The following is a 14,769-nucleotide window of genomic DNA, read 5'->3' as shown; positions in this document are numbered from 1 at the left end:
TTTGAGAGGCTTTAGGTCAGCGTCTCACTGCCGGAACGGGAAATTGAAAGCGGTCAACAAGGCCCTCGCCTCTTCGTCGGTCTTGGCCGTGGTGCAGACAGTGATGTCCATGCCGCGGGCTTCCGTGACCTTGTCGAAGTCGATCTCGGGGAAAATGATGTGCTCCTTGATGCCGAGCGAGTAGTTGCCGCGGCCGTCGAAGCTCTTCGGGTTCAGGCCGCGGAAGTCGCGGACGCGCGGCAGCGCGACCGTCACCAGGCGATCGATGAACTCGTACATGTGGGCCTTGCGCAGCGTGACCTTGCAGCCGATCGGCTGGTTCTCACGCAGCTTGAAGGTCGCGATCGCGATACGCGAATAGGTCACGATCGCCTTCTGGCCGGCGATCTGGGTCAGCTCGGCAGCGGCGGTCTCGGCCTTCTTGCGATCGTTGACGGAATCGCCAACGCCCATGTTCAGCACGACCTTGTCCAGACGCGGAACCTGCATGACGTTCTCATAACCGAACTTCTCGGTCATGGCCGTGCGGATCTTCGCATCGTATTCCGCGCGCAGGCGCGGCGTGTAAGCGGCCTCAGCCATCGATCTCAGCTCCCGAGCTCTTGGCGATGCGGACCTTCTTGCCGTCCGCCAGAATCTTGAATCCGACGCGGGTCGGCTTTCCGTCCTTGCCGACATACGCGATGTTGGACAGTTGGATCGGCGACTCCTTCGAGATGATGCCGCCCTCCTGGGCCTGCGTCTGCTTCTGATGACGCTTGACCATGTTGATGCCGCGCACGAGCGCCGTGCCGGCGTCGGGACGCACTTCGAACACTTCGCCGGTGCGGCCCTTGTCGCGGCCGGTCAGCACGACGACCTTGTCGCCCTTGCGGATCTTGGCAGCCATCACAGCACCTCCGGCGCGAGCGAGATGATCTTCATGTGGTTCTTCGCGCGCAGCTCGCGCGGCACGGGCCCGAAGATACGGGTGCCGACCGGCTCGGACTGGTTGTTGATCAGAACGGCGGCGTTGCGGTCGAAGCGGATGACCGAACCGTCGGCGCGGCGGATGTCCTTGCGGACGCGCACCACGACGGCCTTCATCACGTCGCCCTTCTTCACCTTGCCACGCGGAATTGCTTCCTTGATCGAAACGACGATGATGTCGCCGATCGTGGCGTAGCGGCGCTTGGAGCCCCCGAGCACCTTGATACACATGACACGGCGTGCGCCAGAATTGTCGGCCACGTCGAGGTTGGTCTGCATCTGAATCATTGATGCACCTCGTCCTCTTCTCTTTGCGCCAGCCCAGCCGGCGCTCAACATTTCCCTGAAGTCAGTCGGCTAAAGCCAACAGATCAGGCGCTTTTCTTGTGCTCGCCCCGGATCACGACCCAGCGCTTCAACTTCGAAATCGGCTTCGATTCCTCGATCCACACCATGTCGCCCGGCTTGAACTCGTTGCTCTCGTCGTGCGCGTGGTAGTTCTTCGAACGGCGGATCGTCTTCTTGTAGATCGGGTGCGTGAAGCGGCGATCAACGCGCACCACGATGGTCTTGGCTTGCTTGTCGCTGACGACCACGCCCTGCAAAGTACGTTTCGGCATCTTCGTAAGCCTCTTACTTCTTCTTCGCGCGCGTCTGCGCGGCGACGGTCTTGATCCGGGCGATGTCACGGCGGGCCTCGCGCAGGCGCGAGGTGTTCTCGAGCTGCCCGGTGGCGCGCTGGAAGCGCAGGTTGAAGCGCTCCTTCTTCAGGTTCAGGACGGCGTCGTCCTGCTGGTCGGGGCTCATCGCGCGGATGTCTTCGATCTTCATCTGGGCCATGGCCATTACTCCGCAATGCGCTCGACGAAGCGCGTCTTGATCGGCAGCTTGGCGGCCGCCAGGGTCAGCGCCTCACGCGCCGTCTGGGTGTTGACGCCGTCAATCTCGAACAGCACCCGGCCCGGCTTGACGCGCGCGACCCACAATTCCGGCGAACCCTTGCCGGAGCCCATGCGGACTTCGGCCGGCTTCTTCGACACCGGAACGTCGGGGAACACGCGGATCCAGACGCGGCCGGCGCGCTTCATGTGGCGGGTCAGCGCGCGGCGAGCGGCTTCGATCTGGCGCGCGGTGACGCGCTCAGGCTCGGTCGCCTTCAGGCCGAACTGGCCGAACGCCAACGTCGCGCCCGAAGACGCAACGCCGTGGATGCGGCCCTTATGCGCCTTCCGGAACTTCGTTTTCTTAGGTTGCATCATGGCTTTAAGCCCTCAAATTCCTGTGCGGCTTTAGGCTGCAGCCGTATCGCGGCGCTGACGGCCACCACGATCACCACTGCCACCCGTCTCGCCTTCGGCCATTCTCTTGTCCTGGGCCATCGGATCGTGCTCGAGGATCTCGCCCTTGAAGATCCAGACCTTGACGCCGCAGGTGCCGAAGGTCGTGAACGCGGTCGCAACGCCGTAGTCGATGTCGGCGCGCAGCGTGTGCAGCGGCACGCGACCTTCGCGATACCACTCCATGCGCGCGATTTCCGCACCGCCCAGACGTCCCGAGCAGTTGATGCGGATGCCTTCCGCGCCGAGACGCATCGCCGACTGAACGGCGCGCTTCATGGCACGGCGGAACGCCACGCGGCGCTCGAGCTGCTGCGCGATCGACTCGGCCACCAGCGTCGCATCGAGTTCCGGCTTGCGGATCTCGACGATGTTGATGACGACGTCGGACGAGGTGATGTCCGCGACCTTCTTGCGCAGCTTATCGATGTCGGCGCCCTTCTTGCCGATCACCACACCCGGACGAGCCGAGTGGATGGTGACGCGGCACTTCTTGTGCGGACGCTCGATCACGATGCGGGCGACGGCCGCCTGCTTGAGCTCCTTGTGCAGGATCTCACGGATCTTGACGTCCTCGTGCAGCAGCTTGCCGTATTCCTGCTTGCCGGCGAACCAGCGGGAATCCCAGGTGCGGTTGATGCCGAGACGCAGACCGATCGGATTGATCTTTTGACCCATCGTGTTCTCCTGCGCCCTTAAGCGGCTGCTTCGGCTTCGACCTGACGAACGATGATCGTCAGCTGCGAAAATGGTTTGTAGACACGGCCCGAACGGCCACGGCCGCGAGCGGCGAAGCGCTTCATCACGAGGCCGTTGCCGACGAAGGCCTGAGCCACGACGAGATCGTCGACGTCGAGATCGTGGTTGTTCTCGGCATTGGCGATAGCCGATTCCAGGCACTTCTTCACGTCGACCGCGATCCGCTTGCGCGAAAACTGCAGATCGGCGAGCGCAGCAGCTGCCTTCCGGCCGCGAATGAGCTGGGCGACCAGGTTGAGCTTCTGCGGGCTCACCCGCAGCATCCGGGCGACCGCCTTGGCCTCGTTCTCGGCGAGGCTCCGTTCGCGCTTAGGTTTGCTCATCGTTTAATCCTCAAGCCTTCTTGGCTTTCTTGTCGCCGGAGTGGCCATGGAAGGTCCGGGTCGGCGAGAACTCGCCGAACTTGTGACCAACCATTTCCTCGTTGACGGCCACCGGCACGTGCTTCTGACCGTTGTAGACGCCGAAGGTCAGGCCGACGAACTGCGGCAGGATCGTCGAGCGACGGCTCCAGATCTTGATGACGTCGTGACGGCCGGACGCGCGGGCGGCATCTGCCTTCTTGAGCAGAGAACCCTCGACGAACGGGCCTTTCCAGACTGAACGAACCATGTCCGGCGTTCCTTACTTCTTCCGCTTGTGGCGGCTTAGGAGAATGAATTTGTTGGTCGACTTGTTGGTGCGGGTCTTCTTGCCCTTGGTCGGCTTGCCCCACGGGGTGACCGGGTGGCGGCCGCCCGAGGTACGACCTTCACCACCGCCGTGCGGATGGTCGATCGGGTTCATCGAAACACCGCGGTTATGCGGCTTGCGGCCCAGCCAACGGTTGCGGCCGGCCTTGCCGATCGAGGTGTTCATGTGATCCGGGTTCGACACCGCGCCGATCGTGCCGCGGCAACGGCCGTGCACCAGGCGCTGCTCGCCCGAGTTCAGGCGGATGATCACGTAGTCCTGGTCGCGGCCGACGAGCTGGGCATAGGTGCCCGCGGAACGGGCGAGCTGGCCGCCCTTCCCGATCTTGACCTCGATGTTGTGGATGATCGTGCCGACCGGCATGTTGCCGAGCGGCATGACGTTGCCCGGCTTCACGTCGACGTAGTTGCCGGCGATGATGGTGTCACCCACGGCCAGGCGCTGCGGCGCCAGGATGTAGGCCTGCTCGCCGTCCTGATACTTGATCAGCGCGATGAAGCCGGTGCGGTTCGGATCATACTCGAGACGCTCGACGGTCGCGGGGACGTCGATCTTCTCGCGCTTGAAATCCACGGTGCGCAGCGTCTTCTTGTGGCCACCGCCACGGAAGCGCACGGTGATGCGACCGGTGTTGTTGCGGCCGCCCGAGGAGTGCTTGCCCTCGGTGAGCGCCTTGACCGGCTTGCCCTTGTAGAGGGCCGAACGATCGACCATGACCAGCTGGCGCTGGCCCGGCGTCGTAGGATTGAATGTCTTCAGTGCCATCGTCGTACGACCTTACAGACCGGTGGTGACGTCGATCCGGTGGCCCTCTTCGAGGGTCACGATCGCGCGCTTGGTGTTCGACTGCGAGCCGAGATTGCCGCGGAAGATCTTGGTCTTGCCCTTGCGGACCAGCGTGTTGACGCTCTTGACCTTGACGTCAAACAGCTTCTCGATCGCTTCCTTGATCTGCGGCTTGGTCGCCTTGGCGGCCACCTTGAACAGCACCTTGTTGTGCTCCGAGGCGATCGTGGCCTTTTCGGTCACGACCGGCGACAGGATCACGTCGTAGTGGCGAGCCTCGATGTTCTTCGTCATTTGAAGCGCGCCTCCAGCGCATCGATGGCGGCCTTGGTCAGAACGAGCTTCTGACGGCGCAGGATGTCGTAGACGTTGATGCCCTGGATCGGCAGCACGTCCATGTTCGGGATGTTGCGGGCCGCAGCGGCGAAGCCGTTGTTGAGCTCGGCGCCGTCGATGATCAGCGCGTTGGTCAGACCCAGACCCGAGAAGTGACCGAGCAGCGCCTTGGTCTTGGCGGCTTCCAGCGCGGCCTTCTCGATCACGACGAGATCGCCGTCCTTGGCCTTGGCCGAGAGCGCATGCTTCAGCGCCAGCGCGCGGACCTTCTTCGGCAGGTCGGTGGCGTGCGAACGCACCACCGGACCGAAGGCACGGCCGCCGCCGCGGAACTGCGGCACGCGGGCCGAGCCGTGACGAGCACCGCCGGTGCCCTTCTGCTTGTACATCTTCTTGCCGGTGCGCCAGATCTCGGCGCGGCCCTTGGCCTTGTGGGTGCCGGCCTGACGCTTGTTGAGCTGCCACTGCACGCAACGCGCAATGATGTCCTGGCGCGGCTCGAGGCCGAAAATGGTGTCGGACAGCTGGACCGAGCCGGCTTCCTTACCTTCGAGGGTGGTGACCTTCAATTCCATCTCACGCACCCTCCTGCTGGGCCGCAGCCTCGGCTTCGCCACCGGCAACCTTGAACTTGCCGGGCTTCGGAGCTTCCTTCGGCAGCGGCTTCTTGACGGCGTCGCGCACGCGGATCCAGCCGCCCTTGGAGCCGGGAACGGCGCCTTCGACGAGGATCAGGCCGCGCTCGACATCGAGCTGAACGACGCGAAGGTTGAGCGTGGTGATGCGGTCGACACCCATGTGGCCGGGCATCTTCTTGTTCTTCCAGGTCTTGCCGGGGTCCTGACGGCCACCGGTCGAACCGATCGAGCGGTGCGAGACCGAGACACCGTGGGTGGCGCGCAGACCGCCGAAGTTCCAGCGCTTCATGCCGCCGGCGAAGCCCTTACCGACCGAGGTGCCGGTGACGTCGACGAACTGGCCGACGACGAAGTGGTCGGCGAGGATCTCGGCGCCGACCGGGATCATGGCATCCGCGGTGACGCGGAATTCCTCGACCTGCCGCTTCGGCTCGACCTTGGCGACCGCGAACTGGCCGCGCTCCGCCTTGGGCATGTAAACGGTCTTGCGGCTGCCAGAACCAAGCTGGAGCGCGACGTAACCGTTCTTCTCTTCGGTACGGTGGCCCACGACCTGGCAATTGCCGAGCTTCAGCACGGTCACGGGGATATGTTCGCCGGCCTCAGTAAAGACCCGCGTCATCCCGACCTTTTGTGCGATCACTCCGGAGCGCATCGGCTTGCTTCCTGTTCTTTCTGTCCGCTTGCGCGAACGGGATCCAAAAATCTTAGAGCTTGATCTCGACGTCGACACCGGCGGCCAGGTCGAGCTTCATCAAAGCATCGACGGTCTGCGGGGTCGGATCGACGATATCGAGCAAGCGCTTGTGAGTGCGCATCTCGAACTGCTCGCGGCTCTTCTTGTCGACGTGGGGCGAACGGTTGACGGTGAACTTCTCGATGCGGGTGGGCAGCGGAATGGGTCCGCGGACCTGCGCGCCGGTGCGCTTCGCCGTGTTCACGATCTCGCGGGTCGACGTATCGAGGATACGATGGTCGAACGCCTTGAGACGGATACGAATGTTTTGGCCGTTCATTGCCGTGGTCTCTCTTCAGTGGGGTGGCGAATAGCGAATAGCGAATGTCACCATTCGCTACTCGCCGATCCCTGTTCTCGTAATTACTCGATGATCGAGGCGACGACGCCGGCGCCGACGGTGCGGCCGCCTTCGCGGATCGCGAAGCGGAGCTTCTCTTCCATCGCGATCGGCACGATCAGGTGCACTTCCATCGCGATGTTGTCGCCCGGCATCACCATCTCGGTGCCTTCCGGCAGGTGCACGACACCGGTCACGTCGGTGGTGCGGAAGTAGAACTGCGGACGGTAGTTGGTGAAGAACGGGGTGTGGCGACCGCCCTCTTCCTTGGTGAGGATGTAAGCCTCAGCCTTGAACTTGGTGTGCGGCTTGACCGAACCCGGCTTGCACAGCACCTGGCCGCGCTCGACGTCTTCGCGCTTGGTACCGCGGAGCAGCGCACCGATGTTGTCGCCGGCCTGGCCCTGATCGAGCAGCTTGCGGAACATTTCGACGCCGGTGACGGTGGTCTTCTGGGTCGCACGGAGACCGACGATCTCGATTTCCTCGCCGACCTTGACGATGCCGCGCTCGACACGGCCGGTCACGACGGTACCGCGGCCCGAGATCGAGAACACGTCTTCAACCGGCATCAGGAACGGCTGGTCGATCGGACGCTCCGGCTGCGGGATGTACTCGTCGACGTTCTTCATCAGCTCGAGGATGGCGTCGTGGCCGAGCTTCTTGTCGGAATCTTCGAGAGCGGCGAGCGCCGAACCCTTGATGATCGGGATCTTGTCGCCCGGGAAGTCGTACTTCGAGAGCAGCTCGCGGACTTCGAGCTCGACGAGCTCAAGCAGTTCCGGATCGTCGACCATGTCGCACTTGTTGAGGAACACGACGAGTGCGGGCACGCCGACCTGGCGGGCGAGCAGGATGTGCTCGCGGGTCTGCGGCATCGGGCCGTCAGCGGCCGACACGACCAGGATCGCACCGTCCATCTGGGCGGCGCCGGTGATCATGTTCTTGACGTAGTCGGCGTGGCCGGGGCAGTCGACGTGGGCGTAGTGGCGGTTCGGCGTCTCGTACTCGACGTGCGCGGTCGAGATGGTGATGCCACGCGCCTTCTCTTCCGGCGCCTTGTCGATCTGATCGTACGCGGTGAACGTCGCACCGCCGGCTTCGGCGAGAACCTTGGTGATCGCCGCGGTCAGCGACGTCTTGCCATGGTCGACGTGACCGATGGTGCCGATGTTGCAGTGCGGCTTGTTACGTTCAAACTTTGCTTTGGCCATTTGACTCTCCGTTCAATCGTCAGTTCGTGACCGACGACAATCAGGCAAACTTCTTCTGGACTTCTGCCGACACGTTGGCCGGCGCTTCTGCGTAGTGGTCGAACTGCATGGTGAAGGTTGCGCGCCCCTGGCTCATCGAGCGCAGGTTATTCACGTAACCGAACATGTTCATGAGCGGCACCATCGCATTGATGACGTTGGCGTTGCCGCGCATGTCCTGACCCTGGATCTGACCGCGCCGCGAATTCAGGTCGCCGATGACCGAGCCGGTGTAGTCTTCCGGGGTCACCACTTCGACCTTCATGATCGGCTCGAGCAGGACGGACTTGCCCTTCTGCAAGGCTTCGCGGAATGCCGCGCGCGATGCGATTTCGAAGGCGAGCGCCGACGAGTCGACGTCGTGATACTTGCCGTCGACGAGCTGAACCTTGACGTCGACCACGGGGAAGCCCGCGACGACACCAGAGCTCATCACGCTGTTGAGGCCCTTTTCAACGCCGGGGATGTATTCCTTCGGAACCGCACCACCGACGATCTTGGATTCGAACTCGTAGCCCTTGCCGGGCTCGTTCGGCTCGACCACGATCGACACTTCCGCGAACTGACCGGTACCGCCGGTCTGCTTCTTGTGAGTGTACTTGACCTCGGCCTTCTTGGTGACGCGCTCACGGAACGCAACCTGGGGCGCGCCGATGTTGGCGTCGACCTTGTAGGTGCGGCGGAGAATGTCGACCTTGATGTCGAGGTGGAGTTCGCCCATGCCCTTGAGAATGGTCTGGCCGGACTCCTGGTCGGTCGACACGCGGAAGGACGGATCCTCCGCAGCGAGCTTGGCCAGAGCCACGCCCAGCTTTTCCTGGTCGGCCTTGGACTTCGGCTCGATCGCGATCTCGATGACCGGCTCGGGGAATTCCATCTTCTCGAGGATCACCTGCTTGTCGGGATCGCACAGCGTGTCACCGGTGCGCGCTTCCTTCAGGCCGGCCAGTGCGACGATGTCGCCGGCATAGGCTTCCTTGATGTCTTCGCGATTGTTCGCATGCATCAAGAGCATGCGACCGATGCGCTCCTTCTTCTCACGGGTCGAGTTCACGACGCCGGTGCCGCTCTGCAGAACGCCGGAGTAGATGCGGCAGAAGGTGATGGTGCCGACGAACGGGTCGTCCATGATCTTGAACGCGAGCAGCGCGAGCGGCTCCTTGTCGTCCGCCTTGCGCACGACTTCGTTGCCGCGATCGTCGGTGCCCTTGATCGCGGGCACGTCGATCGGCGACGGCAGATAGTCGACGACGGCGTCGAGCAGCGGCTGGACGCCCTTGTTCTTGAAGGCCGAGCCGCACAGTACGGGATAGAACGCGCCGGTCAGGACCGCCTTGCGGATCAGCCGCTTCAGCGTCTCTTCGTCCGGCTCCTTGCCGTCGAGATAGGCGGCCATGGCGTCGTCGTCGAGCTCGACGGCGGCTTCCACCATCTTCTCGCGGTATTCCTTGGCCTGCTCGACCAGATCTTCCGGGATGTCGACATAGTCGAACTTCGCGCCGAGCGATTCATCGTTCCAGATGATGCCCTGCATCTTCACGAGGTCGACGAGACCCTTGAAGTTGTTCTCGGCACCGATCGGAAGCTGGATCGCGATCGGCTTGGCGCCGAGGCGGTCGACGATGTCGGCCAGGCACTTGAAGAAGTCGGCGCCGGTCTTGTCCATCTTGTTGGCGAAGACGATGCGCGGAACCTTGTACTTGTCGCCCTGGCGCCAGACGGTCTCGGTCTGGGGCTCGACGCCCTGGTTCGAGTCGAGCACGCAGACGGCGCCGTCGAGCACGCGCAGCGAACGCTCGACTTCGATGGTGAAGTCGACGTGGCCGGGGGTGTCGATGATGTTCAGGCGCTTGCCGGCCCAGAATGCAGTGGTCGCAGCCGAGGTGATCGTGATGCCACGCTCCTGCTCCTGCTCCATCCAGTCCATCGTCGCGGCACCTTCGTGCACTTCGCCGATCTTGTGGCTCTTGCCGGTGTAATAGAGGATGCGCTCGGTGGTCGTCGTCTTACCGGCATCGATATGCGCCATGATACCGAAGTTGCGGTAATTCTCTATGGCATGAACGCGGGGCATAGGGTGTTCCTTAGATTCCGTGTGTCGCCGTTACCAGCGATAGTGCGAGAAGGCGCGATTGGCTTCCGCCATCCGGTGCACGTCTTCACGCTTCTTGACGGCATTCCCGCGGTTGTTCGACGCGTCCAGGAGCTCGGCCGAGAGCCGCTCGGTCATGGTCTTCTCGTTGCGATCACGCGCAGCGGAGATCAGCCAGCGGATGCCCAGCGCCTGACGGCGGGTCGAACGAACTTCGACCGGAACCTGGTAGGTCGCGCCGCCGACGCGGCGGGAGCGCACTTCGATCGTCGGCATGACGTTCTCGAGTGCCTGCTCGAACACGCCGAGCGGGTTCTGCTTGGTCTTGGTTTCGATGATACCGAACGCACCGTAGACGATGCCTTCGGCGACCGACTTCTTGCCGGCGTACATCACCGAGTTCATGAACTTCGTGACGATGATGTTCCCGAACTTCGGATCGGGAAGGACTTCGCGCTTTTCCGCTGAGTGGCGACGAGACATGGAGCTGGTTCCCGCTTACTTCGGACGCTTCGCGCCGTACTTCGAACGACGCTGCTTACGGTTCTTGACGCCCTGGGTATCCAGAACGCCGCGGAGGATGTGGTAGCGCACGCCGGGCAAGTCCTTGACGCGACCGCCGCGGATCATGACCACCGAGTGCTCCTGGAGGTTATGGCCTTCACCGGGGATGTAGCCGATCACCTCGAAGCCGTTGGTCAGGCGCACCTTGGCGACCTTACGAAGCGCCGAGTTCGGCTTCTTCGGGGTCGTGGTGTAGACGCGGGTGCAAACACCACGCTTCTGCGGCGACTGCTGCAGCGCCGGCACCTTCTTGCGCGACTTCTGCACTTCACGCGGTTGAGCGATCAGCTGGTTGATCGTCGGCATCCTGGCCTTACCCTTTGTTCTGTCGCAGACCCTTTTCGGATCCGCTGTCTTGCCGCAGCCCGTCGCCGGGACTGCAAATTCTTTCGAGCTACCCGCCCGACGAGGTCGCCTTCCGCGGAACAATCCGCACAAAGCGAAATCGCGCCAACCGCCCCATCAACGGGCGGAAAGCGCTTCGACGCCACAGAGGACCGCAGTATTGAGGCCGATCAGCATAAAGCCGCGGCCCGCGCACTGAGGTCATGCATCCGAATTCGATCTCAAGAGAATAAGCTCAAGAGAACTAGAATCGCACTGGCATTGCCTAGCTATGATCGACAGCGTTTGAGCGGCATTCGTCGAGGTTGGTGCCCGCCTTTTAGCGATCCCTGGTGGCTTTAGTCCTTGGGGATCTAACGGGTGGCCCGTTCCGACGCTGGCGATGCTCACCGCCTGTCGTTAAGTGAGGCGCTTTCTATGCGTGAGAATCGATCAAGTCAAGGCGAAACGACAGCCACGAAGCGCTTCAGGAGCCTGTCAAAATCGCGGTTTGCCGCCCTCGCCGCACCACTCCGATATGGGAACGGACTCTCGGTTCCGCCAGCTTGAGAATTATTATACCCGGGCGAAAAGTACTTTTATAACCAGGGCTAAGGCTTTTTTTCCTGTTGATGCGTCAATCTGGGCCCTTCGGCAGGAAATGGGCGCCATGCGGTACACCGACATTGCCATTATCGGCGGCGGATTGGCGGGCTCGACCGCCGCCGCGATGCTCGGCCGGGCCGGCATTTCGACCGTCCTGATCGATCCGCATGAGAGCTATCCGACGGACTTTCGCGTCGAGAAACTCAGTGGTCAGGAGCAGGTTGGGCGATTCCTGAAGACCGGAATCGCAGAATCAGTGCTGCGCCGCGCGACCTTTACCGGCGAGAACTGGATCGCCCGCTTCGGCCGCCTGCTCGACAAGGCACCGAGCCGGCAGTTCAACATCCTCTACGATTCCCTGGTCAACGCGGTCCGCGACGAAATCCCCGCTTCCGTCGAGCGCATCTGCGCCAAGGCCATCGCCGTCGAGACGAGCGAGGAGCGGCAGCGGGTCGTGCTCTCCAATGACGAGACGATCTCGGCCCGCCTGGTGGTGCTCGCCAATGGCCTGAATGTCGGCCTGCGCCACCAGCTCGGCATCGCCCGAAAAGTCATCAGCGCCTGCCATTCGATCTCGATCGGGTTCGACATCGTCCCGGTCGGGCGCTCAGCATTCGCCTTCCCGGCTCTGACCTACTTCTCCGAACGTCCGAGCGACCGCATCCCGTACATCACGCTGTTTCCGGTCGGCACGCGGATGCGCGCCAATCTGTTCGTCTATCGCGCCTGCGACGACCCCTGGCTGCGCGAGCTGCGCCGCGCCCCGACCGAGACGCTGGATGCGGCCCTGCCCCGGCTCGAGGCCGTCACCGGCCCGTTCGAGATCCCGGGCGAGATCAAGATCCGCCCGGTCGATCTCTACGTGAACGATTGCCGCGGCCAGCCCGGCCTCGTGCTGGTGGGCGATGCCTTCGCGACCTCCTGCCCGGTCGCCGGCACCGGCTGCGACAAGGTCTTCACCGACGTCGAGCGGCTCTGCAACGTCCACATCCCGGCCTGGCTCGCCTGCGACGGGATGAGTGCGGCCAAGATCGCTGCCTTCTACGCAGATCCGGTCAAGCGGGCCTGTGACGAATGGTCGGCGGCGAAGGCGTTCGACTTCCGCTCAGTCTCGATCGGTACGAGCCCCTACTGGACGGCGCAGCGCTGGGCCCGCTTCATCGCCTGGTCGGCTCAAGGCCTGCTGCGGCCGCTTGGAGGCGCCTTCGAGCTGGAGCCGAACTTGCTCGGTCATTCCTCCTCGTCGTCCTCGTCCTCGGCATCCTCGAGGTCGTCTTCGTCCTCATCGTCCCTGCCGTCGTCGGCGTGAGCCGCCGCGCCGTGCGGCTGATGGATCTGGTCGTTCCACAGCTTGCGATAGGTCCCGTTCTTGGCGAGCAGCTGGGCATGCGAGCCGCGCTCGATCGCCCTGCCCCCTGAGATCACGATGATCTCGTCCATCTCCACCACCGAGGTCAGGCGGTGGGTCGACCAGATCATGGTGCGGCCCTTGGCGACCTTGAGCAGCGTGCGGTTGATTGCGGCTTCCGTGGTCTGGTCCAGCGCCGAGGTGGCTTCGTCCAGCAGCAGCACCGAGGGGTTGCGGATGACCGCGCGCGCGATCGCGATGCGCTGGCGCTGACCGCCCGACAGGGTGTCGCCGCGCTCGCCGACCGGCGTGTCGTATCGCTGCGGCAGGCTCATGATATAGCGGTGGATCTCGGCCTTCTTGGCGGCCTCCTCCACCTCCTCGTCGGTCGCGCCCTCCTTGCCGAGCCGGATGTTCTCGCGGATCGACATGTTGAACAGCATGTTCTCCTGGAACACCACCGCCATGCTCCGGCGCAGCGAATCCAGCGTCACTTTGCGGACGTCGACGCCGTCGATGGTGACCCGCCCCTCGTCGGGCACGTAGAGCCGCAGGATCAAATTGAGCAACGTGCTCTTGCCGGAGCCGCTGGGGCCCACGATCGCGATGCGCTTGCCCGCGTTGAGCTTGAGACTGAGATTGTCCAGCACCGGGGTCTGACTGCCCTCGTACTGGAAGGTGACGTGATCGAACGTGATGTCGTTGGTGATGCGCGGCAAATCGGGCGCGCCGGGGCGGTCGGCAGCGCGGGTCGGCTCGTCCAGCAGCTCCTGCATGTGCCGGATCGCCGCCGCCGAGGAGATCGACACCGGGATGAAATGCATCACATGGGCGATGTTGTAGGAGACCTCCCAGAAGGCGCTCTCGAAGGTGACGAAGGTGCCGATGGTGATCTGGCCCTTGGTGGCAAGATAAGCGCCGATCGCGAGCACCACGAGGTGCAGCATCAGCACCGAGATGGTGACCGTCCGCTCCACCATGGTCGACAGGAACGCGGCTGAGGCGATCTTGTCGCGCGCCTCGTGGTTGCGGAAGGTGAAGAAGCCGAACATCTTGCGCTGGAGGCTGAACGCCTTGATCACGGCCTGCGCCGCCACGTTCTCCTGCACCATGCCGAGCAGCGCGCTCTCGTTGAGCTTCTGCTCGTAATTGGCCTGCACCGCCTTGGGCGTCAGGATCCGCGGGCCGATCAGTGTGATCGGGAACACAAGCAGCGCGACCGCCGCGAGCTGCCAGTTCAGGAACACCATCAGGATGATGCCGGCGATCAGCTCCAGAAACGGCAGCGCGGCACTGTTGGCAAACGTCTTGACCGAGCCTTCGAAGGCCGACAGGTCGACGGAGAAGCGCGACAGGATCTCACCGCGCTTGGTGCGGCCGAAATAGGCCGCCGGCAGGTCCTGAACGTGCTCGAACAGGCGCTTGCGGACGTCGGAGATGATGCAGGCGGCCAGCCGCGCGTCCCAGCGCTCGTACCAGACCGCGACGATCGAGGTGAAGATGCCGGCGACGGCGAGCACGCCGAGGATCTTGTACAGCGCCTGGAAGTCCTCCTCCCCGAGCGCGTCGTCGATCAGGAACTTGAGGCTGAGCGGCATGATGACGTTGAACAGCGTCTCGACGCAGACGCCAAACGCCACGAAGGACAGCATCCGCTTGTAGTTCGCCAGGAACGGCTTGACGAACCCGACGATGGTCGCGAGCGCGCCCGCGGCCTCGCGCGCGGTAAAGACGACGAGGTCCTCGTCCTCATCATCGTCGTCGAGCTCCAGCTCGTCATCCGCCTCGTCTTCGCCATCCTCGTCGTCTTCGAGGTCCGGCTTGGCAGTCGACGCGAGCTTGTCGTCGAGCTCGGCCGCCTCTTCGGCGGCGAGCTTCTGTTTGTCGGGCGAGAAAGGCTTGGATGCCATGAAACCAACCGATGCTGACGGCCGGCATGACCGCAGAGAAAGCAGGACATAGCGGAAAGCCGCTATTGCACCGATTCT

The 14,769-nt window shown here is 63.3% G+C and carries 20 protein-coding genes; 1 reads left to right on the top strand and 19 read right to left on the bottom strand.

Features of this window, described 5'->3' with window-relative positions:
* Positions 1-24: 24 nt before the first annotated feature.
* From rplE to rpsL, 18 genes are all read right to left on the bottom strand, one after another.
* Complete coding sequence (gene rplE / locus IC66_RS0130695; protein ID WP_018322267.1) at positions 25-582, bottom strand: 50S ribosomal protein L5; 558 nt, start codon at positions 580-582, stop codon at positions 25-27.
* The gene (gene rplX / locus IC66_RS0130690; protein WP_007603031.1) at positions 575-889 is read right to left on the bottom strand and encodes a 50S ribosomal protein L24; all 315 of its coding nucleotides are present in this window, start codon (positions 887-889) and stop codon (positions 575-577) included. The genes rplE and rplX overlap by 8 nt, the downstream gene beginning before the upstream one ends.
* On the bottom strand, positions 889-1,257 hold the full coding sequence (gene rplN, locus IC66_RS0130685) for a 50S ribosomal protein L14 (protein WP_007603030.1): 369 nt from the start codon (positions 1,255-1,257) through the stop codon (positions 889-891). Before rplN ends, rplX begins: the two co-directional genes overlap by 1 nt.
* A gap of 83 nt (positions 1,258-1,340) precedes the next feature.
* Positions 1,341-1,589 (bottom strand): 30S ribosomal protein S17, encoded by a 249-nt coding sequence (rpsQ, locus tag IC66_RS0130680; protein ID WP_007603028.1) that lies wholly within the window; start codon positions 1,587-1,589, stop codon positions 1,341-1,343.
* A gap of 13 nt (positions 1,590-1,602) precedes the next feature.
* Positions 1,603-1,809 (bottom strand): 50S ribosomal protein L29, encoded by a 207-nt coding sequence (gene rpmC / locus IC66_RS0130675; protein ID WP_026202715.1) that lies wholly within the window; start codon positions 1,807-1,809, stop codon positions 1,603-1,605.
* Between the two features lie 5 nt (positions 1,810-1,814).
* Positions 1,815-2,228, bottom strand: a complete 414-nt coding sequence (gene rplP / locus IC66_RS0130670; protein ID WP_008136349.1) for a 50S ribosomal protein L16 — start codon at positions 2,226-2,228, stop codon at positions 1,815-1,817.
* A 30-nt stretch (positions 2,229-2,258) separates the two neighbouring features.
* The gene (rpsC, locus tag IC66_RS0130665; protein ID WP_014494500.1) at positions 2,259-2,984 is read right to left on the bottom strand and encodes a 30S ribosomal protein S3; all 726 of its coding nucleotides are present in this window, start codon (positions 2,982-2,984) and stop codon (positions 2,259-2,261) included.
* 17 nt (positions 2,985-3,001) lie between these two features.
* The gene (rplV, locus tag IC66_RS0130660; protein WP_008136353.1) at positions 3,002-3,388 is read right to left on the bottom strand and encodes a 50S ribosomal protein L22; all 387 of its coding nucleotides are present in this window, start codon (positions 3,386-3,388) and stop codon (positions 3,002-3,004) included.
* A 10-nt stretch (positions 3,389-3,398) separates the two neighbouring features.
* On the bottom strand, positions 3,399-3,677 hold the full coding sequence (rpsS, locus tag IC66_RS0130655) for a 30S ribosomal protein S19 (protein WP_008136357.1): 279 nt from the start codon (positions 3,675-3,677) through the stop codon (positions 3,399-3,401).
* A gap of 12 nt (positions 3,678-3,689) precedes the next feature.
* Positions 3,690-4,523: a 50S ribosomal protein L2 gene (gene rplB, locus IC66_RS0130650; protein WP_018322265.1), complete on the bottom strand. Its 834-nt coding sequence runs from the start codon at positions 4,521-4,523 to the stop codon at positions 3,690-3,692.
* Between the two features lie 12 nt (positions 4,524-4,535).
* Positions 4,536-4,838: a 50S ribosomal protein L23 gene (locus IC66_RS0130645; protein ID WP_018322264.1), complete on the bottom strand. Its 303-nt coding sequence runs from the start codon at positions 4,836-4,838 to the stop codon at positions 4,536-4,538.
* On the bottom strand, positions 4,835-5,455 hold the full coding sequence (gene rplD, locus IC66_RS0130640; RefSeq protein WP_020508797.1) for a 50S ribosomal protein L4: 621 nt from the start codon (positions 5,453-5,455) through the stop codon (positions 4,835-4,837). The genes IC66_RS0130645 and rplD overlap by 4 nt, the downstream gene beginning before the upstream one ends.
* A gap of 1 nt (position 5,456) precedes the next feature.
* Positions 5,457-6,173, bottom strand: coding sequence for a 50S ribosomal protein L3 (gene rplC / locus IC66_RS0130635; RefSeq protein ID WP_028141005.1), 717 nt, complete (start codon positions 6,171-6,173; stop codon positions 5,457-5,459).
* A gap of 52 nt (positions 6,174-6,225) precedes the next feature.
* The gene (rpsJ, locus tag IC66_RS0130630) at positions 6,226-6,534 is read right to left on the bottom strand and encodes a 30S ribosomal protein S10 (RefSeq protein ID WP_002712302.1); all 309 of its coding nucleotides are present in this window, start codon (positions 6,532-6,534) and stop codon (positions 6,226-6,228) included.
* A gap of 83 nt (positions 6,535-6,617) precedes the next feature.
* A complete protein-coding gene (gene tuf / locus IC66_RS0130625) occupies positions 6,618-7,808 on the bottom strand; it encodes an elongation factor Tu (RefSeq protein WP_008136415.1) in 1,191 nt (396 codons plus the stop codon).
* 40 nt (positions 7,809-7,848) lie between these two features.
* The gene (gene fusA, locus IC66_RS0130620) at positions 7,849-9,921 is read right to left on the bottom strand and encodes an elongation factor G (RefSeq protein ID WP_038950207.1); all 2,073 of its coding nucleotides are present in this window, start codon (positions 9,919-9,921) and stop codon (positions 7,849-7,851) included.
* A gap of 30 nt (positions 9,922-9,951) precedes the next feature.
* Positions 9,952-10,422 carry a 30S ribosomal protein S7 gene (rpsG, locus tag IC66_RS0130615; protein ID WP_018322260.1) on the bottom strand — a complete coding sequence of 157 codons (471 nt, stop codon included), beginning with the start codon at positions 10,420-10,422 and terminating at the stop codon, positions 9,952-9,954.
* A 15-nt stretch (positions 10,423-10,437) separates the two neighbouring features.
* Positions 10,438-10,809 (bottom strand): 30S ribosomal protein S12, encoded by a 372-nt coding sequence (gene rpsL, locus IC66_RS0130610; RefSeq protein ID WP_007603006.1) that lies wholly within the window; start codon positions 10,807-10,809, stop codon positions 10,438-10,440.
* 688 nt (positions 10,810-11,497) lie between these two features.
* Here rpsL and IC66_RS0130605 point away from each other — a divergent pair.
* A complete protein-coding gene (locus IC66_RS0130605) occupies positions 11,498-12,742 on the top strand; it encodes an FAD-dependent oxidoreductase (protein ID WP_038950206.1) in 1,245 nt (414 codons plus the stop codon).
* Here IC66_RS0130605 and IC66_RS0130600 read toward each other — a convergent pair.
* The gene (locus IC66_RS0130600) at positions 12,664-14,691 is read right to left on the bottom strand and encodes an ABC transporter ATP-binding protein (RefSeq protein WP_028141009.1); all 2,028 of its coding nucleotides are present in this window, start codon (positions 14,689-14,691) and stop codon (positions 12,664-12,666) included. The two genes, IC66_RS0130605 and IC66_RS0130600, sit on opposite strands and share 79 nt — an antisense overlap.
* Between the last annotated feature and the right edge of the window lie 78 nt (positions 14,692-14,769).

Origin of the sequence: Bradyrhizobium genomosp. III, from assembly GCF_000261705.1 — a bacterium.
In the GTDB taxonomy this organism is placed as follows: Bacteria; Pseudomonadota; Alphaproteobacteria; order Rhizobiales; family Xanthobacteraceae; genus Bradyrhizobium; species Bradyrhizobium ottawaense.
This window is presented reverse-complemented; position numbering and strand designations above follow the sequence as displayed.

What these genes read in the sequence shown, in the direction of transcription:
- rplE (WP_018322267.1), bottom strand. Translation starts at nt 582, where the DNA reads ATGGCTGAGGCCGCTTACACGCCGCGCCTGCGCGCGGAATACGATGCG.
- rplX (WP_007603031.1), bottom strand. Translation starts at nt 889, where the DNA reads ATGGCTGCCAAGATCCGCAAGGGCGACAAGGTCGTCGTGCTGACCGGC.
- rplN (WP_007603030.1), bottom strand. Translation starts at nt 1,257, where the DNA reads ATGATTCAGATGCAGACCAACCTCGACGTGGCCGACAATTCTGGCGCA.
- rpsQ (WP_007603028.1), bottom strand. Translation starts at nt 1,589, where the DNA reads ATGCCGAAACGTACTTTGCAGGGCGTGGTCGTCAGCGACAAGCAAGCC.
- rpmC (WP_026202715.1), bottom strand. Translation starts at nt 1,809, where the DNA reads ATGGCCCAGATGAAGATCGAAGACATCCGCGCGATGAGCCCCGACCAG.
- rplP (WP_008136349.1), bottom strand. Translation starts at nt 2,228, where the DNA reads ATGATGCAACCTAAGAAAACGAAGTTCCGGAAGGCGCATAAGGGCCGC.
- rpsC (WP_014494500.1), bottom strand. Translation starts at nt 2,984, where the DNA reads ATGGGTCAAAAGATCAATCCGATCGGTCTGCGTCTCGGCATCAACCGC.
- rplV (WP_008136353.1), bottom strand. Translation starts at nt 3,388, where the DNA reads ATGAGCAAACCTAAGCGCGAACGGAGCCTCGCCGAGAACGAGGCCAAG.
- rpsS (WP_008136357.1), bottom strand. Translation starts at nt 3,677, where the DNA reads ATGGTTCGTTCAGTCTGGAAAGGCCCGTTCGTCGAGGGTTCTCTGCTC.
- rplB (WP_018322265.1), bottom strand. Translation starts at nt 4,523, where the DNA reads ATGGCACTGAAGACATTCAATCCTACGACGCCGGGCCAGCGCCAGCTG.
- IC66_RS0130645 (WP_018322264.1), bottom strand. Translation starts at nt 4,838, where the DNA reads ATGACGAAGAACATCGAGGCTCGCCACTACGACGTGATCCTGTCGCCG.
- rplD (WP_020508797.1), bottom strand. Translation starts at nt 5,455, where the DNA reads ATGGAATTGAAGGTCACCACCCTCGAAGGTAAGGAAGCCGGCTCGGTC.
- rplC (WP_028141005.1), bottom strand. Translation starts at nt 6,173, where the DNA reads ATGCGCTCCGGAGTGATCGCACAAAAGGTCGGGATGACGCGGGTCTTT.
- rpsJ (WP_002712302.1), bottom strand. Translation starts at nt 6,534, where the DNA reads ATGAACGGCCAAAACATTCGTATCCGTCTCAAGGCGTTCGACCATCGT.
- tuf (WP_008136415.1), bottom strand. Translation starts at nt 7,808, where the DNA reads ATGGCCAAAGCAAAGTTTGAACGTAACAAGCCGCACTGCAACATCGGC.
- fusA (WP_038950207.1), bottom strand. Translation starts at nt 9,921, where the DNA reads ATGCCCCGCGTTCATGCCATAGAGAATTACCGCAACTTCGGTATCATG.
- rpsG (WP_018322260.1), bottom strand. Translation starts at nt 10,422, where the DNA reads ATGTCTCGTCGCCACTCAGCGGAAAAGCGCGAAGTCCTTCCCGATCCG.
- rpsL (WP_007603006.1), bottom strand. Translation starts at nt 10,809, where the DNA reads ATGCCGACGATCAACCAGCTGATCGCTCAACCGCGTGAAGTGCAGAAG.
- IC66_RS0130605 (WP_038950206.1), top strand. Translation starts at nt 11,498, where the DNA reads ATGCGGTACACCGACATTGCCATTATCGGCGGCGGATTGGCGGGCTCG.
- IC66_RS0130600 (WP_028141009.1), bottom strand. Translation starts at nt 14,691, where the DNA reads ATGGCATCCAAGCCTTTCTCGCCCGACAAACAGAAGCTCGCCGCCGAA.